The following is a 19,773-nucleotide window of genomic DNA, read 5'->3' on the forward strand; positions in this document are numbered from 1 at the left end:
GCTATTTCTGGGGTTTTGTGTGGTCTGTTGTGTGTGTTGGTGTTGTTGTTTTCGTGGTTTTCTCCCTCGGTCGCGGCGCCGCGGGGGGGGGGGGGGGCCCCGGGGCGGGCGCCCCCCCCCCCCACTGCCGGGTTTCAGTGCTGGTGGCCGCCGGCCTCCCCGGTGTGTTCGGCGGTGGGTGCGGGGGCGGCCGGGGCCGCGGCGCCGTTCGTGGTGACGGTGAACGCCGCCGTGCGGACGGTGTCCTGGTGCTTGAAGTCCAGGAAGAGCCGGTAGCTGCCGGTGCTCGGGGCGGTGGTGGTGAAGCCGATCTCCGGGCCCGGGGCGCTGGTGTCCGGGTGGACGTGGAGGTACGCCAGGTCGCCGGCGCGCAGCGCGACGAGGTGGCCGTACGCGCCGAGGTAGGGCTGGAGGTCGGTGACCGGCTTGCCGTCCTTGCTGACGCTCAGGGTGAGCGGGCCGCTGCGGCCGGGGGTGAGGTCGCCGCCCAGGGTGACGGTGTAGCCGTCGACGGTGACGGTGCGGCCGGTCTCCGGCAGCGGGGCGGGCCGCAGGTCGCCCGCGGCGTGCAGGTCGGCGCCGAGGGTGAGTCCCTCACTCGCCCCGGCCGGGGTGAAGTCCGCGAAGACCCGGTACTCGCCGGCGGCGGGGACGGCGGTCGGGGCGCTCCAGGTGCCGTCGGCGGCCAGGGTCGGGTGCAGGTGCTGGAAGGTCGACAGGTCGCGCGGGGCGACGATCAGGTGCAGGTCCTTCTCGTGCTGCTGCTGGTAGGCGGTGACCGGCTTGCCGTCCGTGCCGAGGATGCGGAAGCGCAGGTCGGTGGGGGAGCCGGCGGTCACGAAGGGGTTCTCGACGCTGAGGGTGTAGCCGCGCTCGGAGACCTGGAGCCCGCCGGGCAGGTGTTCGGCGGCCGCGCCGCCTCCCGTGCCGCTTCCTGGGTGCCCGGTGTGTGAGGCGGGCTTGGCCGCGGGGCCGCTGCCGGTGGCGTGGCCGACGCCGAGGGCGAGGCCGAAGGCGGCGGCGAGTCCGGCGGCGAAGGCGGTGATGCGCAGCGGGGTGTTCATGGCGGTCTCCTGGGATGTTCGAAGGGGAGGGGGTCAGGCCCGCATGAGCCGGGCGATGGCCTGCGAGGCCTCGGCGACCTTGGCGTCCGCCTCGGCGCCGCCGGCCGCGATGGCGTCGTGGACGCAGTGGGCGAGGTGGCTGTCGAGCAGTTGCAGTGCGACGGACTGGAGGGCCTTGGTGGCGGCCGAGACCTGGGTCAGCGTGTCGATGCAGTAGGTGTCGGTGTCGACCATGCGCTGGAGGCCGCGGATCTGGCCCTCGACGCGGCGCAGTCGGCGCAGGAGCTGGTCCTTGTCGGCGTGGTAGCCGGCCATGCGGGGCCTCCTCGGGGTTCCGGTGAGCGGCCTGTGGGGGGCGGGTGCGCCCTGCGGCTCGATGCCCACGAGTGAATACCCTATGGGGGTATCAAGTCAAGCGGATCGCCGTCCCTGAAAAATACCGGCAGGGGGTATCCGGCAGGGCTTGCCGTTGATACCCCTCAGGGGTATAAATGAACCCGGCACCGCCCGATACCCCACCAAGGTATGAAGGCCCGGCCACCGAAACCGCAGGACGACGTCACGAGGAGCGACGATGACTACGCAGGCACCCGCCTCAGCGGAGGTGGAACTCTCGATCGGCGGAATGACGTGCGCCTCGTGCGCGGCCCGCATCGAGAAGAAGCTCAACCGGATGGACGGGGTCACGGCCAGCGTCAACTACGCGACCGAGAAGGCGAAGGTCTCCTTCGAGGACGGCGTCGAGGTCACCGACCTGATCGCCACCGTCGAGGCCACCGGCTACACCGCCGCGCTGCCCAAGCCCCCGGCCGGGGAAGGGGGCGCGGGCGCCGTGCAGGCCGAGCCGGCCGACGAACTGGCCCCGCTGCGCCAGCGGTTGTTCACCGCGGTGGCCCTCGCCGTGCCGGTGATCGCGATGGCGATGGTGCCGGCCCTCCAGTTCGACAACTGGCAGTGGCTGTCGCTGACCCTGGCCGCCCCGGTCGTCACCTACGCCGCCTGGCCGTTCCACCGGGCCGCGTTCACCAACGCCCGGCACGGCGCCGCGACCATGGACACCCTGGTTTCGCTCGGCACCACCGCCGCGTTCCTCTGGTCGCTGTGGGCGCTGTTCCTCGGCGACGCCGGGATGCCGGGCATGCGGCACGGCTTCGAGTTCACCATCGCCCGCAGCGACGGCTCGTCCAACATCTACCTGGAGGCGGCGGCCGGCGTCACCGCGTTCATCCTGGCCGGCCGCTACTTCGAGGCCCGCTCCAAGCGCACCGCGGGGGCCGCTCTCAAGGCGCTGCTGGAACTGGGCGCCAAGGACGTGACGGTGCTGCGTGGCGGGGGAGAGGTGCGCATCCCGATCGCGGACCTCGCGGTGGGCGACCGCTTCGTGGTCAGGCCCGGCGAGAAGATCGCCACCGACGGAGTGGTGGTCGAGGGCGCCTCGGCGGTGGACGCCTCGATGCTGACCGGCGAGTCCGTCCCGGTCGAGGTCGGGATCGGTGACGGCGTCACCGGCGCCACCGTCAACGCGGGCGGCCGGCTGGTGGTCGAGGCGACCAGGGTCGGCGCGGACACCCAACTGTCAAGGATGGCCCGGCTGGTGGAGGACGCGCAGAACGGCAAGGCCGCCGCGCAACGCCTCGCGGACCGGATCTCCGCGGTCTTCGTGCCGATCGTGATCACCCTCGCGGTGGCCACCCTCGGCTACTGGCTGGGCACCGGCGAGGGCTGGACCGCCGCCTTCACGGCCGCGGTGGCCGTGCTGATCATCGCCTGCCCCTGCGCCCTGGGCCTGGCCACCCCGACCGCCCTGCTGGTCGGCACCGGCCGCGGCGCCCAGCTCGGCATCCTGATCAAGGGCCCCGAGGTGCTGGAGTCCACCCGCAAGGTCGACACCGTCGTCCTGGACAAGACCGGCACCGTCACCACCGGCCAGATGACCCTGCTCGCCGTCCACACCGCCGGCACCGCCACCGAGGCCGAGGTGCTGCGCCTGGCCGGAGCCCTGGAGCACGCCTCCGAGCACCCGATCGCCCGGGCGATCGCCACCGCCGCCGCGAAGGCCGGCGAACTGCCCGCCGTCGAGGGCTTCGAGAACGTCCCCGGCCTGGGCGTCCAGGGCGTGGTGGACGGCCACGCCGTGGTCGCCGGCCGGGAGGCCCTGCTGAACGAGTGGTCGCAGCACCTGCCCGAGGCGCTGGCCGAGGCCAAGCGCACCGCCGAGGCGGCCGGCCGCACCGCGATCGCGGTCGGCTGGGACGGCGAGGCGCGGGCCGTGCTGGAGGTCGCCGACGCGGTCAAGCCGACCAGCGCCGAAGCGATCGGCAAGCTGCGCGCCCTGGGTCTCACCCCGGTGCTGCTGACCGGCGACAACAAGCTGGTCGCCGAGGCCGTCGCGGCCGAGGTCGGCATCGCGCCGGAGCACGTGATCGCCGAGGTCATGCCGCAGGACAAGGTCGAGACCGTCAAGCGGCTCCAGGCCGAGGGCAAGGTCGTGGCGATGGTCGGCGACGGTGTCAACGACGCGGCCGCCCTCGCCCAGGCCGACCTGGGTCTGGCGATGGGCACCGGCACCGACGCCGCGATCGAGGCCGGCGACCTCACCCTGGTCCGCGGCGACCTGCTGGCCGCGGCGGACGCCATCCGGCTCTCCCGCCGCACCCTCGGCACCATCAAGAGCAACCTCTTCTGGGCCTTCGGTTACAACGTCGCCGCCCTGCCGCTGGCCGCGGCCGGGCTGCTCAACCCGATGATCGCCGGGGCCGCGATGGCCTTCTCCTCGGTCTTCGTGGTCGGCAACAGCCTCCGGCTGCGCCGCTTCCGCTGAACACCGCCCCACCACAGGGCCGAGGCCCCGGGACCCCGCCGTCAGGGTTCCGGGCCTCGGCGTGTCCCGGCTCCGCAGGGCGGAGAGGCCCACGCGATCACCCACCGCCGTCTGCCCCCTGGCCGACCTGCGCGGATCGGCGGGGAGCCGGGGAGTTAGAGTCCGACCCATGGACGAAGACACCGCACTCCGGCACCGGATCGCCGGCCTCCTGCCGGACGACGCCGCCCAGCGCGTCAGGGACTGCTGGGCGATCGGGGAGCAGGAGAGCGGGCTCGGTCTGTTGGTCGAGGGCCTGCTGGCCCGCCAGATCCCGATCGGCGGCGCGGACCGCGCGCAGATCTCCGTGCTCGCCGAGGAGTGGGGAGAGCGCGAGCGGCTCACCCCCGGCCTCCTGCGCTGCCCGGGCGACGGCGCGCCCGCCCCGGTACGGCTGCTGGACGGCGAGCGCGACGAGGCCGAGGTGGTGACGGGCTGGAGCGAGCCGGAGCTGGCCGGCCTGGTGCTGGTGCCGTGGATCGGCTGCACCCGCTGCGGCCGGACCCTGCTGCGCGCCCACCGCTGGGAGCCCTGGGACGACTACTCGTACCGCGCCGAGCACTACGTGATCAGCACCCCGGACGGCGACCGGGCGCAGCGGATCCTCCCGCAGGACGCCGCCGGGGCGGCCTTCGCCGAACTGCTCCACGGCTGCCAGGGCCATGGGCCGGCCCAGGGCTGACCCCGGACCGACCCCGGACCGGCCCCGCGCTAAGCCCCTTCCGGCAGCTCCACCGCCTGCCAGCGGTACGCCGCGTCCTCCTGCCACACCTGCAACTCGCCCTCCACCACGGCCGCCAGGCAGAGCCGCCAGTCGTCGCCCATGGCGAGCGCGACCCTGGTGGCCGGGCGCAGCGTGGGCCGCCACCAGCGCGGCCGGCGGGAGGCGCCGCCGGCCGGAAGCCGCAGGCGTACGCCGCCCGCTCCGGCCAGGGCGACGGTCGGGCCGCCGCGGTGGCCCACCATGGCGATGCCGAGCGAGGGCTCCCCGTCGCCGATCTCGGTGCCCGCCCCGGCCGCGCCCGCCCCGGCTGTGCCCGCCAGTGCCGCGCCCGCCCCGGCGCCGCCGAGGGCGTGCAGCTGGACCGAGCCGTCCGGCCGCAGCGTGGCCGCCCGCGGACCGGCGGAGGTACGGGCCAGCGCCCCGGCCCGCAGCGGTCCCGCCGGGCCCACCGGCAGGGGCGGTTCGGCGGTGCCGGGCCGCCAGCTCAGCGCCCGCTCGCGGTGCTCGACCAGCAGCAGCCAGGAGCCGGGCCGCTCCTCCTCGGCGGCGAGCACCCGGTCGGCCGGGCAGCCGGGGTGCTCCTGGCCGGTGAGGGTGCGGCCGGGCTCCCAGCGGTAGCTGCGCAGAGCCCCGCCGACCGCCGTCCAGGCCGTCAGCCCGCCACCCGAACCGACCCCGCCCGCAAGGCCGTTGACCCCGCGCGCGGCCTCCCACCAACCCGCCGCCGTGCCGACCCACAGGGTGCCGCCGCGGTCCTCGGCGCAGACCACCAGCTCGCCCTGGCCACCTGCCCAGCCCGCCGCCAACTCCCGTACGGGGCCCGGCCCCTGGCCGCCGGGAAGCCGCCGGCCCCGCCGCCCGGGGCCGGCCAGCGCGGTGCCGTCCGCGCCGCCGGTGACCAGCAGCGGCCGCCCGGCCGGGTCCGGCAGCACGGCCAGGCCCGCGGTGCGGGCCACCGGCCGGTGGGCGCGCAGCAGTTCACGGCCCCGGGCGACCCACGGGCCGAGCGGGGAGGGCCGGCGGTCCGGCTCGCGGGCCAGTGGCTCGCAGGCCCAGCGCGCCAGCTGCTCGCCGTAGCCCGCCGCCAGCAGTTCGGCACGGGCCTGCTCGGCGGCCAGCCGGTGGTCGAGGCGGCCGTGGTCGGGCAGCAGCAGGGTGCGGGCGAGGGTGCCGACCGCGAACAGGTCCTTGGCGGTGGTCGGGAAGCCGCCCACCTGCTCGGCCTCCGGTGGGACGTGCCCGGGAGTGAACACCGCGACGGTCAGGGCGTGGTCGAGCGGGGCGAGGAAGGTCAGGTCGATCAGCTTGACCTGCCCCTGCTCGTCCACCAGGACGTTGGCGGGGGAGATGTCGCGGTGCACCCAGCGCTTGCGGTGCAGCTCGTCGACGATCCGGCAGAGCCGGCTCAGCACCTCGGCCACCGCCGGGGGGCCGCCGCGCTGGCCGCGCGCCCAGGTGTGCAGCGGCACGCCCTCCACCCAGGGCGAGATCTGGTAGCCGAGCAGCGCGCCGCCGGGCGCGCCCCCGGGGCGGTGCGGGGAGGGGCCGAGCAGGAAGCTGGGCACCACCAGGTCGGTGACGTCCAGCCGGTGCGCGTTGTGCGAGACGTCGTCCCAGCGGCCCAGCCAGCGCCGCACCTCGGCCGGGTCGCGCTCCAGCATGATCTTCGCGGCGACCAGCTCCTTGCGCCCGTTGTGCCCGGTACGGACCGCCCGCCACACCTCGGCCTCACCGCCCCGGTGGTGGAATTCCAGGAGTTCGAACTGCTCCGGGTCGAACTCCGGCCCGAACCGGAGGCCGGGCACCCAACGCGACTGCGACACACGACCCCCGAGGCTTCCGACCGCTGTTGACGTGCTTGCCGACGCGCTGCCGGCACGCCGCTGGAGATGCTGCCGAACGTGCCGTCGTGATGCCCAGGATAGTGCTCTTTCCTGTTCGTCCGTCCGATCGAGGGCCTATTCTGATGGCGCCCGAGCAACATCACGACACGACGTCAACTCATGATCGCCCGAACCTCGTTGACCACGAAGCGGGCGGCAAGCGAACACAGGGGGACGGCGCATGGCGCTGATAGCGGTGCTGCTGGTCGTGGCGGCACTGGCGGGTGCGGCCGTCGTCGTCCTGGCCCGCCGACGGACCCTGGACGCCGCCGCGGCGGCCAGGGCACTGGCCGCGGCCGCCGAACGGCTGGCCGCGGGAAAGGCCGCCCAGGCCCGCCGCCGCTACGCCCGGCTGGCCCGCCGGCTCGCCGACGGGACCGGGGAACTGCGCGTCCAGCGCGGCCTCGCCCTGCTCGGCCAGGCCGAGGCCACCATCCCCACCGGCGACCAGCAGGCCACCCTCGCCCTGCACCGCGAAGCCTTCCCGCTGCTCGCCGACCCGGCCGGACAGATACCCCGGTGGAGCCTGCGCCGCCTCGCCGATGAGCGGATGCGGGCCCCCGACGGCGACCTCGGCCCGGTGCTCGCCTTCCTCCGGGCCACCGCCGCGGGCGCCGAGCCCGGCGAGGAGGCCGAGGCCGTCGCCCGTACCGTCGACTGGCTGCAACAGCGCTGCCGGGACGGCGACACCGGGCAGCGCGACCACGCCACCGCCCAGGCGCTCGCCGCCCTTCCGGGACCGGACTGGCCGGTGCTCGCCCGGGCCGCCCTGCTGAACGCCACCGACCGGGCCGCCGAGGCCGAGGCCCTGCTCGCCGCCGCGGCCCCCTCCGGCAGCGGCGAACTCTGGTTCCGCTGGGGCGCCCAGCTCTACACCCTGCACCGTGACGAACCCGCCGTCACCGCCTTCGACGAGGCCCTGCGCCGCGGGGCCGGCGCCCCCTCCCCGTGGGGGCGCGGCCAGGCCCTGCGCACCGACACCCTGCTCTTCCGCGGCCTGGCCCGCCAGCGCCTCGGCGCCACCGGGGAGGCCTGGGGCGACCTCGCGGCCGCCGCCGACGAGAGCCCGGCCGACCCCCGCCCCCGCTACGCCCTCGGTCGGCTGGCCCTGCTGCTCGGCGCCGACGAACAGGCCGGGGAGCAGTTCACCGCCGCCCTGACCGTCCTACCCTCCTTCGCCCCGGCCCGGTTCGGGCTCGCCCTGGTGCACGAACGGGCCCAGCGCCCCGCCGAGGCGGCCGCCGACTACCGGGCCGGCCTCGGCCGGGCCCCCGAGTGGCGCCCCGCCCGGGTCAGGCTCGGCGCCGCCCTGCTCGCCGCCGGGCAGGCCGAGGAGGCCGAGCCCGTCCTGCGCGCCGAAGCCGACACCGAACCGGGCAGTCGCTGGACCACGATCGCCGCCTTCCACCACGGCCTCGCCCTCGCCCGCACCGACGACCCGGCCGGCGCCCTCGCCCGCTGGGAACCGCTGGACGACCAGGACCTGCACCCCCGCCAGGGCCTCGCCCGCGACCGGCTCGCCCGCACCCGACTGGCCACCGACCCGACGGCCGCCCGCGCACTCTGGCAGCAGGCCGCCGCCGAAGACCCGGCCGCCCCCGGCTACCGCGCCGCGCTGCGCGAGGCCGCCCTGCGCGAGGCGGCCCACCTGCTGGTCACCGGCCGCGACCACGCCGAACCACGCCGCCTGGCCGCCGCCGCGCTCACCCTCGCCGACACCCTGCCCGGCGCCCTCACCCGTAGGCAGTCCAGGTTGCGCGCCGCCCTCGCCCTGGCCGAGGGCACCCCGCAGCCGGTCACCGGCCTGCTCGACGCGGGCGGCGGCCTGCGCGACCGCTACCACCTGGCCGCCGTCGCCCTGCTGGCGGGCCGTCCGGCGCAGACGATCGCCCTGCTCGGCCCGCCCGACCCGGCCGGCGACCCGGCGATCGCCCGGCTGCGCGCCCTGCTCGCCGAACGGGCCGGCAACTGGGCCGCCGCACTGGACTGGTACCGGCACTTCCTGTGCTCCGGCACGGCCCCCGCACGGGAGCCGATCGGCGACTGCGCACGCTGTGAGCGCCCCGCCACCGGCAGCTGCGGCGGCTGCGGCCGCGAGGCCTGCGCCGACCACCTGCACGCCCCCGCGGGCGCCGCCTCGCCGCGCTGCGAGCGCTGTGCCGCCCCCGCCCTGCGCGCCGTCCTCGACTGCGCCCGCCGGGCCGGCACTCCCGAGCAGGCCGAACCCGTGCTCGCCGACTGGGCCGAGGCGCTCGGTGAGGCCGCCGCCGAGCCCGTCCGGCTCGACCTCGCCCTGCTGCGCGCCGAACTCGGCCGCCTGGACGAGGCGTTGGACGGTCTGCCCGCGGACGCCCGGGCGGCCCGGGCCGCCGTGCTGGTCCGCCGGGCCGGCGCCGCCCTCGCCGCCGGACAGCCCGGCCGGGCCGCCGTGGACCTGCGACAGTCCCTCGACCTCGCCCCCGGCACCGCCCACCAGGCGGCGGGCGGTGCGCTGGCCCTGCTCGCCGAGCACGAGGCGCACCAGGCCGCCGTCGACGGCCGCCACCGGGAGGCCTGGGAGGCCTACCGCGACCTGCTGTGCGAGGACCCGGCCCACCCCCGGCTGCTGCACGCGCTCGGCCTGGCCGGCTACCGGCTCGCGGCCGGCTCCGGCGGTTCCGGCCGCTCCGACGACGCCACCGGATCCGATGCCCCGACAGTGTCCGAGGAGAGCATCTGGTCCTGGACGCTCGGCTGCCTGGTCGCCGCCCTGCACCAGCCCGACCTGTGGGCCGAGTCCGCCCGGATCACCGGCCGCACCCCGGAACCGCAACGGCTGGCCGCCGCCAGGACCGGACTGCTCGACCGCCTCCGCGACGACCTGCGCGTCCTGGACCGGGCCGCCGGGCGCAGCGGCGACGAGGTCGACGCCTGGACCCTGCGCCTCGGCATGGAGGCGCACAGCGCGGACGCCTTCGCCCAGGAGCCCGTCCGGATCACCCTGCCGGGCCGCCCGGCCCGCCGGCTCGCGCTCGGCCCCACGCTCGACCGGCTGCTGCGCACCGAGCCCGGACCGGCCGGCTGGGCCGAGGCCTTCGAGCAGGCCGTACGGGCCTGGCGGCGCCCCGCCGACCCGGACGGCCCCGAGGCGCCCGCGCTCACCCTCGCCCTCGGCCTGTTCGGCGACCTCGGCCCGCAGCGCTACCTGCGGTTCCAGGGGCGGCAGGCCGCCGCCGTCACCGCCCTGGACGCGGTGCCCGAGCAGCGGCGTGGCGAGGAGTGGCAGGAGCTGATCGGCGAGTCCCTGGTCAGCCAGGCCCGCGAGCACCACCGCAACCAGGACTGGCGCGAGGCCCTGGACAGCCTCACCCGCGCCCGCTCCGTCCCCGGCGCCAGGCTGCCCGCCGACACCGTCGCGATAGCCGCCGAATCCGGCGTCCGGGCCGCCCGCGCCCTGCTGAAGAGCAGCATGGACGACCAGGCCGGCGCCGCGGAACTCCTGGAGAAGGCCCTGGCGCTGGCCCCCGACGACCCCGAGGTGCGCGGCGACCTCGGCGCCACCTACGCGCAGTGGGCACGCAAGATCAACAACGAGGACAAGGACTACCGCCGGGCCCTCGCCCTGCTGGAGAAGAGCACGGAGCTGGCCCCGGACGACCCGACCGCCCGGCACTTCCTGGAGGCCGCCCTCGGCAACCGGGCCGGCGAACTCAGCAGCCCCGACGCCACCGACGCGGAGCTGGAGGAGGCCGCCGAGGCCTGGCGGTCGCTGATCGCACTCAACCCCGACCCGGACCACCGGATCGGCCTCGCCTTCGTGCTGCGCCACCTCGCCCGCTCCGCCGCCTTCGCCGACGACCGGGTGCGCGCCGTCGAGCGGATGGCCGAGGCCCTGGACGCCGACCCGGAGTGGGAGGGCGAGGTCGAGCACGAGGCCCCCCGGCGGGTCTCGGTGATGCTCGCCAACTACGTGGTGGACGCCATGCAGGAGGAGACGTTCACCGCCCAGTGCGCGATGCTCAAGAAGGCCAGGTCCTACGACGACTCGGTGGAGATCCGCCGGCTGATGGTCAGCGTCTGGCGCGGCGAGGCGATCAGCCAGTACGAGGCCCGCCGCTACCCGATGGCGATCGACCTGCTGGAGGAGGCGCTCCACCTGTCACGGACGCCGGAGGACACCGGAAAGCTGCATCGCGAACTCGGCATCGTCTACGGCTCGTACGCCGTCCAGCAGGCCAACGCCCGCAAGCTGCCCCAGGCCCGCGAGCTGGCTCGCAAGGCCGTCAACCACAGCCCGCGCGACGCGGACCTGCGAGCCATGCAGAGCCGGATCAACTCGCTCTACTGACGGCAACCGCACGGCAGTTGGAGGCGTCGTAGACCGTACGCCGCGACCACGCCGCAGCCCTCCCCGTCACCCGAGCCGTCCCAGCCTCGTGAGCCGTCCCCGTCGCCCGAACCGTCCCCGTCACCGTGAGGAGAGAGACCGCCCGCCATGCCACTGCACGAACCGTCGCCGTACGAGGTCCTGGGCATCCCGCTCACGGCCGGGGTACGCGAGATCAACCTCGCCGTCGGACCGGCGATGCGGGCCGGCCGGTACAGCCGCCAGCAGATCCAGGAGGCCGCCGCGCTGCTGCGCAACCCGGACCGGCGTCTGGAGGCGGACCTCCAGCAGCCGCTGCCGCCGGAGCCGGTCGACCAGGCCGCCGAGTTGCTCGCCCCCGCGCTCGCCGAACCACTGCTGGTCATCGAGCGCCCGCCGCTGCCGCCCGCCGATCTGTCCGCCCTCCACCGCGCCGAACTGGCCGCCGACTTCGCCGAACCCGCTCCGGGCGGCGCCGACCCCGAACCGCCCGTCCCCGCCCGCTACGCGGCGGACCTGTCCGTGCTGCCGCAGATCGAGGTTCCGGAATGACCGACGCACCCACCTCCGCCGCGCCCGCCTCAGAGGCAGCCACCTCGGAGGTAGCCACCGCATCCCCGCTCGACGGCCACCGGCGGCTGGAGGTCCCACCCGGCGTCGAGGACGTCGACCTGGAGCAGACCTTCGGCCGGCTGCTCTTCCGGGCGTCCCTGCTGGAGAGCAAGCTGACGGAGCAGAAGCAGAGCGCCCGGGCCGAGCAGCGCGAACTGCTGGGCATCCTGGTCGAGGTGGACGACGCGCTCGGCGCCCTCGGCCTGGACCGCGAGCTGGTGGCGCTCGGACGCGGCGTCGGCATCGAGGCCACCCGGCGGCGGCTGCTCGGACAGCTCGCCAGGGCCAGGGTGCGGCCGATGCGCCTGGAGGGCATGACGGCGGACCCCGGCCTGACCGAGATCGTGGGCACCGAGGCCAGGGCCGGGGTGGCGCCGGAGACGGTGGTACGGACGGTGGTGACCGGGTTCTTCTGGGGAGACGAGGTGCTGCGCCGGGCCCAAGTGGTGGTCGCCGCACCGGAGTCGCATCCTGAGCCTGAGCCTGAGCCTGAGCCGGAGACAGGGCCGGAGCCTGAGCCGGAGGCGGGGCAGGCGGCGGTCGCGGCCGAGGCGGACTCGCCGCTCCCGGAGCCCGCGGTGACCGCGGTGCCGGTCGAGCCCCAGGCCGTCGAACCCGAGACGTCCGAGGCGCCCGAGGCCGTCGAGCCCACCACCGTCGCCGCGCCGGTCACCCGCGTCCAGCCCAGGACGACCCCGCCCCGGGCCCGCCGCCAGGGCAAGACCGTGGCCAAGCAGGCCAGGCAGGCCAAGCAGGCCAAGCGCAAGAAGTAGCCAGGACCACGAGGGGCAAGAGGGGAACGACATGTACCGCACACTCGGCATCGACCTGGGCACCACCAACTCGGTGGTGGCCCACCTGCGCCGGGGCGAGCCGGAGATCATCTTCAACCGGCAGAACCAGGAGGCCACGCCCTCCGTGGTCGGCAGCGGCCGGAAGGGCGAGCTGCTGGTGGGTTCCACCGCGCGCAGCCGCACCGCCATCGACGGCGCCAACGTGATCCGCTCGGTCAAGCGCTTCATGGGCCGCAAGTTCAAGGACCCGCAGGTCCAGGCGGCCCTGAAGGAGGTCGACTACAAGGTCACCGCCGGCACCGACGGCGACGTCAACGTCTGGTTCAACGACCGCTCGTACACCCCGATCGAGATCTCCGCGATCATCCTGCACCGCCTCAAGGAGGACGCCGAGCAGCGTTTCGGCGAGCCCTTCCACCGGGCCGTCATCACCGTCCCCGCCTACTTCGGGGAGCGGCAGGTCGCGGCGACCCAGGAGGCGGGCCGGATGGCCGGCCTGCACGTGCTGCGGATCATCAACGAGCCGACCGCCGCCGCCCTGGCGTACGGGATCACCTCCGAGGCCGGCGACGAGGGCAGGACCGTCCTGGTCTACGACCTCGGCGGCGGCACCTTCGACATCTCCATCCTGCTGCTGGTGCCGGGTTCGGTCTCGGTGCTCGGCATCGAGGGCGACAACCTGCTCGGCGGCGACGACTTCGACCGCGCGATCACCACCGCGCTGCTGGAGGACATCCGCGAGGAGTACGGCTCGGACTACCAGCCCGACCTGCGCGACCGTCCGAAGATCGCCGGCACCGCCGAGACGATCAAGATCGAGCTCTCCAACCAGGAGTCCTCCGAGGTCATCCTGCCCGGTCTGGGCGCCGGACAGCTGGTGCTGGAGACGGAGTTCGAGCGGGCCCGCTTCGAGGAGCTGATCGAGGCCCGGATCGAGCGGACCATCGAGCTGACCCACAAGGCCATCATGCAGGCCAACCTGACCGTCGGGGACATCGACGAGGTGGTGCTGGTCGGCGGCTCGACCGCGATCCCGCTGGTCGCCCGGCGGCTCGGCGAGGTGTTCGGCCCGCGCCGGATCCGGCGCGGCGTCAACCCGATGCAGTGCGTGGCGCTCGGCGCGGCCGTGCAGTCCGCGCTGGTCGGCGAGGTGGAGTGCGCCGAGTGCCGGGCCCCCGGCGACCTGTCCGCCTCCAACTGCGCCAACTGCGCCACCACCCTGCTCGGCGGTGCCAGGGTCTCCTGCCCCGCCTGTCACGTCCCGGTCGACGCCGACGCCGCCGCCTGCCCCAAGTGCGAGCAGCAGCTGGGCGGTTCGGGCGGCAGCGGGGTCTCCGTCCCGCAGCAGGGCCGGACCACCACCGTGCTGCACGGCGACAACTGCCCGCGCTGCGGCACCCCGGCCGCCGCCGGCGTCACCGCCTGCGAACTGTGCGGCGAACCACTCGGCTCGGGCGCCCCCGGCCAGACCAGGGCCGCCACCACCGCCGCCGAGGACGTCGGCCTGCGCTGCGGCTCCTGCGGCCTGGTCAACCCGCCCGGCTGCGAGGTCTGCCCCGGCTGCGGCGAACTGGCGCAGGTCACCAACCCGTTCGACATCACCCCGAAGAACCTCGGCATCGAGCTCAACGACGGCCGCCTCGCCGTCATCATCCCCAAGAACACCAGCTACCCGACGAGTTCACCGGTCAGCCGGGAGTTCGTGGTGTCCGGCAGCGGCCGGCAGCGGCTGGAGGTCGCGGTCTACGAGGGCGAGCACGAGATCGCCCAGCAGAACGAGCTGATCGGCCACCTCACCCTGCGGCTGCCCGAGGGCCTGGGCGGCCGGACCCCGGTGGAGGTCGCCTTCGGCCTCGACCGCGACCGCACCATCACCCTGTCGGTGCGGATCCAGGGCGGAGCCGAGAAGACCGTCAAGCTGGAGCGGGTGACGCTCGACCCCGAGCTGAAGGTGCAGGTCGAGGAGCAGCAGCGGCAGATCGAGACCTTCACCGACCGCTGGGGCGGCGAGCTGACGGAGGCCGAGATGCGCGAGGCCCAGCGCATGATGGACTCCCTGGACGACCTGGCGGCCGGGCAGACCCGCGGCCGGTCGGTGGACGCGGCGCTGGAGCTGGCGCAGCAGCAGCTGAAGGCCCAGCGCTGGGTGCGCAGCTCCGAGGCCTACCTGAGCCTGTTCATCCACTACTGCGAGAAGCACCTCGATCCGAGCGACCTGGACCGGCTGCGGTCGGTGGCCGCCGAGCTGCGGCTGCGCCGCGAGGCCGCCGACTGGGAGGGCGCGATGCGCGCGGCCCAGAAGGCGGACGAGCTGTGCGACGCGCTCGGCCACACCATGCGGATGCTCACCATGTGCAACGTCTACGTGACCCAGAACATGGTCTCGCCCGCCCTGGGCCAGCTGATCATGGCCGAGCTGCGCGGACTGGACGCGGCCGTGGAGGCGCCCAACATGGCGGAGGTCAACACCCACATGTCGAACCTGCTGGCCCTGTACGCGCAGGCGCAGCGGGAGCTGGGCAGCGAGCCGGCCCAGGAGTCGCTCGGCCCGGTCCGTCCGGAGGAGGCGGGGCCGCGATGAGCGCCGTGGAGGCCCTGAGCGCGCCGGAGGTGTCCTGCCCGCTGTGCAGGGTCCCGGCCGCCCCGGAGAGCCTGCGCTGCCCGTCCTGCCGGGAGGACCTGTCCGTGCTGTTCCGGCTGCGTTACGCCGGACGGATCGACTACAACCGGGCGCTGGACGCCCTGGCGGCCGGGGACGGGGCCCTCGCCCTCGGGCTGCTGCACCGGGCGGTGGCGGCCGAACCGGGGCTGTCCCCGGCCCGGGAGCTGCTGGAATCACTGAGCGTCGCCGCTCCCTCGGCGGCGGCGTCGGTGGGCCGGGAGGGCGACACGCCCCAGGACGGGTCAATCCGGCGTGCGGAGGAGCGGATCGCTTGTGATCGTGAGCGAGTGTGATCGTCACACATCGACTCGCCGTGCTCACAAGGAGTGACGCAATGCGTATGCGTACCACCTTCGCCGCCACCGCCCTCGCCGCGGCCGCGGTCCTCGCCGGTGCCGGGACCGCCGCCGCCGGAAGCGCCACCGCCAACGGTGCCGCCATCGGCTCGCCCGGTATCCTCTCCGGCAACCTGATCCAGGTCCCGGTCAACCTGGAGGCCAACGTCTGCGGGAACTCGATCAACATCATCGGGCTCCTGAACCCGGCCTTCGGCAACATCTGCGTCAACGAGTGACCCCGCGCGCCGGGGCCGTCCGTCGAACCCGACGGGCGGCCCCGGCGCCGTGTCCGTACCCCCGTTCGGGGGTGGCGGACGGCTGTCGGGGCCGGGACCATGGTCCCCGTCCCGCACCGCCGTCTCCAGGAGCCAGCCCGTGCCGACCACGCCGATCCCGCGCAGCTACGCCTCCGGCACCTCGGACGTCCCGCTGCTCGGCGACACCATCGGGGAGAACCTCGACCGTGCGGTGCGCGCCTTCCCCGACCGCGACGCCCTGGTCGACCGGGCCACCGCCCGCCGCTGGACCTACGCCGAACTCGCCGCCGACGTCGACGCCCTCGCGCTCGGCCTGCTGGAGCTCGGGATCGCCAAGGGGGACCGGGTCGGCATCTGGGCGCCCAACTGCGCCGAGTGGACGCTCACCCAGTACGCCACCGCCAAGCTCGGCGCGATCCTGGTCACGGTCAACCCGGCCTACCGCGCCCACGAGCTGGAGTACGTGCTGAACCAGGCCGGCCTGCGCGTGCTGGTCGCCGCCGAGCGCTTCAAGACCTCCGACTACGCCGGGATGATCGAGGAAGTCCGGCCCCGCTGCCCCGAGTTGGAGCGCGTCCTGCTGATCGGCGGCCCCGCCTGGGACACCGTGACCGCCGCCGGCAGGCAGGCCGGGCCCGCTCTGGCCGAGGAATTCGCCGAGCGCCAGCGCGAGTTGTCCCCCGACGACCCGATCAACATCCAGTACACCTCGGGGACCACCGGATTCCCCAAGGGCGCGACCCTCTCGCACCACAACATCCTCAACAACGGCTACTTCGTGGGCGAGTTGCTCGACTACACCGAGCAGGACCGGATCTGCGTCCCCGTCCCCTTCTACCACTGCTTCGGCATGGTGATGGGCAACCTGGCGGCCATCTCGCACGGCGCCTGCACGGTCATCCCGGCCCCCTCCTTCGAACCGGGCGCCACCCTGGCCGCCGTCGCCGCCGAGCGCTGCACCTCGCTGTACGGCGTGCCGACCATGTTCATCGCCGAACTGGCCGACCCGGACTTCGACCGCTACGACCTCGGCAGCCTGCGCACCGGCATCATGGCCGGCTCGCCCTGCCCCAGCGAGGTGATGAAGGAGGTCATCGGGCGGATGGGCATGACCCAGGTCTCCATCTGCTACGGCATGACCGAGACCTCGCCGGTCTCCACCCAGACCCGGGTCGACGACCCGGTCGAGCGGAGGGTCGCCACGGTGGGCCGGGTCGGCCCCCACCTGGAGGTCAAGGTGATCGACCCCGCCACCGGCCGTACCGTCCCGCGCGGCGAACCCGGCGAGCTGTGCACCCGCGGCTACTCCGTGATGCTCGGCTACTGGGGCGAGCCCGAGCGCACCGCCGAGGCCGTCGACGCCGCCCGCTGGATGCACACCGGGGACCTCGCGGTGATGGGAGAGGACGGCTACCTCGCCATCACCGGGCGGATCAAGGACATGGTGATCCGCGGCGGCGAGAACCTCTACCCGCGCGAGATCGAGGAGTTCCTCCACACCCACCCGGACATCCTCGACGTCCAGGTGATCGGCGTGCCCGACGCCAAGTACGGCGAGGAACTGATGGCCTGGATCCGGATGCGGGAGGGCGCCGAGCCGGTCACCGCCGAGGCCCTCCGCGCGTACTGCGCCGGCCGGCTCGCCCACGTCAAGATCCCGCGTTACGTGCACGTGGTCGAGGAGTTCCCGATGACGGTCACCGGGAAGATCCGCAAGGTCGAGATGCGGGAGGAGGCCCGGCGGATCCTGGGGCTCTGACCGGGAGGCGGTCCCTCCGCCCGGGTGAGTCCGGGGAGCGCGGCCGCCCGCCCGGCGGGAGAGTGTGATCATGCCCCTCGACGTCACAGTGGAACGCCTGATCCCCCTGCCGCCCGCCACGGTCGCCGCCTACGCGATGGACTGGCGCCACGACACCGAGTGGACCCGGGGCATCCGCACCGCCACCCTCACCCGGGAGGCCGACGGCGGCGGCTTCGGCACCGGGGCCGAGGTCACCAGGACGGCGCGCTTCCTGGGCGCGTCCTTCGGATACGTGCTGCGCGTGGCACGGTACGACCCGCCGACGGTGCTCGACCTGGTCTCCGTCGCCGGGCCGATGCCGATGCGCGTCACCTACACCTTCGAGCCCACCCAGGCCGGCACCTTCGCCCGCATCCGGGTCCGCGGCGGCTTCCGGCTGACCGGCCCGCTGATGTCCCGCCAGGTGCGCGGCGCGCTCACCGCGGACCTCCGCGCCCTGGAGGACCGGCTCGGCCGTTGACCGCCGTTTCCCCCGCTCCGGTATCGTGCGCGCGACATCCGAGGGCGACCGGGAGTGGTGCGGGTTCATGAGTACGTCGTCGGCACCGCCGTCCGGGCCGGGGGAGCTGCGGCGGCACCTCGGGGTGTCCGACGCCGTGGTGGTCGGGCTGGGCTCGATGATCGGCGCGGGTGTCTTCGCCGCGCTCGCGCCCGCCGCCGGGGCCGCCGGGTCAGGGCTGCTCGCCGGGCTGGCGCTGGCCGGTCTGGTGGCGTACTGCAACGCGACCTCCTCCGCCCGGCTGGCCGCCCGCTACCCCCGGTCCGGCGGCACCTACGTCTACGGCCGGGAGCGGCTCGGCGACTTCTGGGGGTACCTGGCCGGCTGGGGCTTCGTCGTCGGCAAGACCGCCTCCTGCGCGGCCATGGCGCTCACCGTCGGCTCCTACGTCTGGCCCGCCCAGGCCCACGCCGTCGCCGTCGCGGCCGTGGTGGCGCTGACCGCCGTCGACTACGTCGGCGTGCAGAAGGCAGCCTGGCTGACCAGGGTGATCGTCGCCGTCGTCCTGGCGGTGCTCGCGGCCGTCGTCACCGCCTGCCTGGCCGGCGGCGAGGCCGACCCCGGCCACTGGGCCGTCGGCGCGGACGCCGGGTTCCACGGCGTGCTCCAGGCCGCCGGCCTGCTGTTCTTCGCCTTCGCCGGGTACGCCCGGATCGCCACCCTCGGCGAGGAGGTCCGCGACCCGCGGCGCACCATCCCCCGGGCGATCCCGCTCGCCCTCGGCATCACCCTCGTCGTCTACGCCGCCGTCGCCCTCGCCGTCCTGGCCGTCCTCGGCCCCGAGCGGCTCGCCCACAGCGCCGCGCCGCTGGCCGACGCCGTCCGTGCCGCCGGGGCGCCGGCCCTCGCCCCCGTGGTGCGGGCCGGAGCGGCGGTCGCGGCACTCGGCTCACTGCTCGCGCTGATCCTCGGGGTCTCCCGCACCACCCTCGCGATGGCCCGCGACCGCCATCTCCCGCACGCCCTGGCCGCCGTCCACCCCCGGTTCGGCGTCCCGCACCGCGCCGAACTCGCCGTCGGCGCCGTGGTCGCCCTCGCCGCCGCCCTCGGCGACCTCCGGGGCGCGATCGGCTTCTCCTCCTTCGGCGTCCTCGTCTACTACGCCGTCGCCAACGCCGCCGCCTGGACCCTCACCCCCGCCGAGGGCCGGCCCCCGCGCGCCGTCCCCGTCCTCGGCGCGGCCGGCTGCCTCGCCCTGGCCTTCGCCCTGCCCGCGGCCTCCGTCCTCCAGGGCGCCACCGTCCTCGCCCTCGGCGCCGCCGCCTACGCCGTGCGCAGGGCCCTCACCCGCCGCGCCTGACCCCGGGAACGCCGGCGGCCGGCGCGGGCTGCTGCCCTGCGCCGGCCGTCGACGGGTGGGTGGCGGCTACCGCGCGCCCCACTCCGCGTCCGTGGGGACGATCTCGCGGCCGAGCGGCATCAGCGAGACCGGGATCATCTTGAGGTTCGCCCAGCCGAAGGGGATCCCGATGATCGACAGGAACAGCGGGATGCTGGTGATCAGGTGCCCGAGCGCCAGCCACCAGCCCGCGAACACCAGCCAGATGACGTTGCCCACGCAGGACGCCGCCCCGGCGTCGGGCCGCTCCACCGTGGTGCGCCCGAACGGCCACAGGATGAAGCCAGCGATCCGAAATGAAGCAATGCCAAATGGGATGGTAATCACGAGTAGGCAGCAGATGATTCCGGCGAGCACATAGGCGAGAGCCATCCAAATTCCGCAGAAAAGCAGCCAGATAACATTGAGGGCGAACTTCAGGAAACTCATGATCGGTACCTTCTCACGACGGATGGCGTTGCACTATGATCTGCCATGCCCGTCGGCGAACGCGTCTATTCCCCTTAGGGGGCGATCCTCAGGGATCGGTCGGGATGAGTCGGCGAACAAGAGGTCCAGGTGGAAGGCGGCCTGACGTCCGGGACCGCTGACGAGG

The 19,773-nt window shown here is 74.7% G+C and carries 15 protein-coding genes; 11 read left to right on the forward strand and 4 right to left on the reverse strand.

Annotated elements, in window-relative coordinates; translation table 11 throughout:
* Positions 1-134: 134 nt before the first annotated feature.
* Both ACIQOW_RS37965 and ACIQOW_RS37970 read right to left on the reverse strand, forming a co-directional pair.
* The gene (locus tag ACIQOW_RS37965; protein WP_401092391.1) at positions 135-1,064 is read right to left on the reverse strand and encodes a hypothetical protein; all 930 of its coding nucleotides are present in this window, start codon (positions 1,062-1,064) and stop codon (positions 135-137) included.
* A gap of 33 nt (positions 1,065-1,097) precedes the next feature.
* Positions 1,098-1,448, reverse strand: a complete 351-nt coding sequence (locus ACIQOW_RS37970; RefSeq protein ID WP_401092392.1) for a metal-sensitive transcriptional regulator — start codon at positions 1,446-1,448, stop codon at positions 1,098-1,100.
* Between the two features lie 190 nt (positions 1,449-1,638).
* Between ACIQOW_RS37970 and ACIQOW_RS37975 the strand changes: the two genes are divergently transcribed.
* Positions 1,639-3,885, forward strand: coding sequence for a heavy metal translocating P-type ATPase (locus tag ACIQOW_RS37975; RefSeq protein WP_401092393.1), 2,247 nt, complete (start codon positions 1,639-1,641; stop codon positions 3,883-3,885).
* 169 nt (positions 3,886-4,054) lie between these two features.
* On the forward strand, positions 4,055-4,606 hold the full coding sequence (locus tag ACIQOW_RS37980) for a hypothetical protein (protein WP_401092394.1): 552 nt from the start codon (positions 4,055-4,057) through the stop codon (positions 4,604-4,606).
* A 29-nt stretch (positions 4,607-4,635) separates the two neighbouring features.
* On the opposite strand, the gene ACIQOW_RS37985 is transcribed toward ACIQOW_RS37980, so the two are convergent.
* Positions 4,636-6,471, reverse strand: a complete 1,836-nt coding sequence (locus ACIQOW_RS37985) for a protein kinase (protein WP_401092395.1) — start codon at positions 6,469-6,471, stop codon at positions 4,636-4,638.
* A 241-nt stretch (positions 6,472-6,712) separates the two neighbouring features.
* Between ACIQOW_RS37985 and ACIQOW_RS37990 the strand changes: the two genes are divergently transcribed.
* The 9 genes from ACIQOW_RS37990 to ACIQOW_RS38030 all read left to right on the forward strand — a co-directional run bounded on the left by ACIQOW_RS37990 (position 6,713) and on the right by ACIQOW_RS38030 (position 19,139).
* The gene (locus tag ACIQOW_RS37990; protein ID WP_401092396.1) at positions 6,713-10,858 is read left to right on the forward strand and encodes a hypothetical protein; all 4,146 of its coding nucleotides are present in this window, start codon (positions 6,713-6,715) and stop codon (positions 10,856-10,858) included.
* A gap of 147 nt (positions 10,859-11,005) precedes the next feature.
* The gene (locus ACIQOW_RS37995) at positions 11,006-11,428 is read left to right on the forward strand and encodes a hypothetical protein (protein ID WP_401092397.1); all 423 of its coding nucleotides are present in this window, start codon (positions 11,006-11,008) and stop codon (positions 11,426-11,428) included.
* Positions 11,425-12,261 carry a nucleotide exchange factor GrpE gene (locus ACIQOW_RS38000; protein WP_401092398.1) on the forward strand — a complete coding sequence of 279 codons (837 nt, stop codon included), beginning with the start codon at positions 11,425-11,427 and terminating at the stop codon, positions 12,259-12,261. The genes ACIQOW_RS37995 and ACIQOW_RS38000 overlap by 4 nt, the downstream gene beginning before the upstream one ends.
* 31 nt (positions 12,262-12,292) lie before the next feature.
* Positions 12,293-14,863 carry an Hsp70 family protein gene (locus ACIQOW_RS38005; RefSeq protein WP_401092399.1) on the forward strand — a complete coding sequence of 857 codons (2,571 nt, stop codon included), beginning with the start codon at positions 12,293-12,295 and terminating at the stop codon, positions 14,861-14,863.
* Positions 14,860-15,237: a hypothetical protein gene (locus ACIQOW_RS38010; protein WP_401092400.1), complete on the forward strand. Its 378-nt coding sequence runs from the start codon at positions 14,860-14,862 to the stop codon at positions 15,235-15,237. Before ACIQOW_RS38005 ends, ACIQOW_RS38010 begins: the two co-directional genes overlap by 4 nt.
* 41 nt (positions 15,238-15,278) lie before the next feature.
* Positions 15,279-15,518 carry a chaplin gene (locus ACIQOW_RS38015; RefSeq protein ID WP_401092401.1) on the forward strand — a complete coding sequence of 80 codons (240 nt, stop codon included), beginning with the start codon at positions 15,279-15,281 and terminating at the stop codon, positions 15,516-15,518.
* Between the two features lie 139 nt (positions 15,519-15,657).
* Positions 15,658-17,298, forward strand: a complete 1,641-nt coding sequence (locus ACIQOW_RS38020; protein WP_401092402.1) for an AMP-binding protein — start codon at positions 15,658-15,660, stop codon at positions 17,296-17,298.
* Between the two features lie 70 nt (positions 17,299-17,368).
* Positions 17,369-17,800: an SRPBCC family protein gene (locus tag ACIQOW_RS38025; RefSeq protein ID WP_401092403.1), complete on the forward strand. Its 432-nt coding sequence runs from the start codon at positions 17,369-17,371 to the stop codon at positions 17,798-17,800.
* Between the two features lie 67 nt (positions 17,801-17,867).
* Positions 17,868-19,139, forward strand: a complete 1,272-nt coding sequence (locus ACIQOW_RS38030; protein WP_401092404.1) for an APC family permease — start codon at positions 17,868-17,870, stop codon at positions 19,137-19,139.
* A 66-nt stretch (positions 19,140-19,205) separates the two neighbouring features.
* On the opposite strand, the gene ACIQOW_RS38035 is transcribed toward ACIQOW_RS38030, so the two are convergent.
* The gene (locus ACIQOW_RS38035) at positions 19,206-19,607 is read right to left on the reverse strand and encodes a YccF domain-containing protein (RefSeq protein WP_401092405.1); all 402 of its coding nucleotides are present in this window, start codon (positions 19,605-19,607) and stop codon (positions 19,206-19,208) included.
* Between the last annotated feature and the right edge of the window lie 166 nt (positions 19,608-19,773).

It is taken from the genome of Kitasatospora sp. NPDC091335 (genome assembly GCF_044757205.1).
GTDB lineage: Bacteria > Actinomycetota > Actinomycetes > Streptomycetales > Streptomycetaceae > Kitasatospora.

What these genes read in the sequence shown, in the direction of transcription:
- ACIQOW_RS38030 (WP_401092404.1), top strand. Translation starts at nt 17,868, where the DNA reads ATGAGTACGTCGTCGGCACCGCCGTCCGGGCCGGGGGAGCTGCGGCGG.
- ACIQOW_RS37980 (WP_401092394.1), top strand. Translation starts at nt 4,055, where the DNA reads ATGGACGAAGACACCGCACTCCGGCACCGGATCGCCGGCCTCCTGCCG.
- ACIQOW_RS37975 (WP_401092393.1), top strand. Translation starts at nt 1,639, where the DNA reads ATGACTACGCAGGCACCCGCCTCAGCGGAGGTGGAACTCTCGATCGGC.
- ACIQOW_RS37965 (WP_401092391.1), bottom strand. Translation starts at nt 1,064, where the DNA reads ATGAACACCCCGCTGCGCATCACCGCCTTCGCCGCCGGACTCGCCGCC.
- ACIQOW_RS38005 (WP_401092399.1), top strand. Translation starts at nt 12,293, where the DNA reads ATGTACCGCACACTCGGCATCGACCTGGGCACCACCAACTCGGTGGTG.
- ACIQOW_RS37990 (WP_401092396.1), top strand. Translation starts at nt 6,713, where the DNA reads ATGGCGCTGATAGCGGTGCTGCTGGTCGTGGCGGCACTGGCGGGTGCG.
- ACIQOW_RS38035 (WP_401092405.1), bottom strand. Translation starts at nt 19,607, where the DNA reads ATGAGTTTCCTGAAGTTCGCCCTCAATGTTATCTGGCTGCTTTTCTGC.
- ACIQOW_RS38010 (WP_401092400.1), top strand. Translation starts at nt 14,860, where the DNA reads ATGAGCGCCGTGGAGGCCCTGAGCGCGCCGGAGGTGTCCTGCCCGCTG.
- ACIQOW_RS37995 (WP_401092397.1), top strand. Translation starts at nt 11,006, where the DNA reads ATGCCACTGCACGAACCGTCGCCGTACGAGGTCCTGGGCATCCCGCTC.
- ACIQOW_RS38000 (WP_401092398.1), top strand. Translation starts at nt 11,425, where the DNA reads ATGACCGACGCACCCACCTCCGCCGCGCCCGCCTCAGAGGCAGCCACC.
- ACIQOW_RS38015 (WP_401092401.1), top strand. Translation starts at nt 15,279, where the DNA reads ATGCGTATGCGTACCACCTTCGCCGCCACCGCCCTCGCCGCGGCCGCG.
- ACIQOW_RS38025 (WP_401092403.1), top strand. Translation starts at nt 17,369, where the DNA reads ATGCCCCTCGACGTCACAGTGGAACGCCTGATCCCCCTGCCGCCCGCC.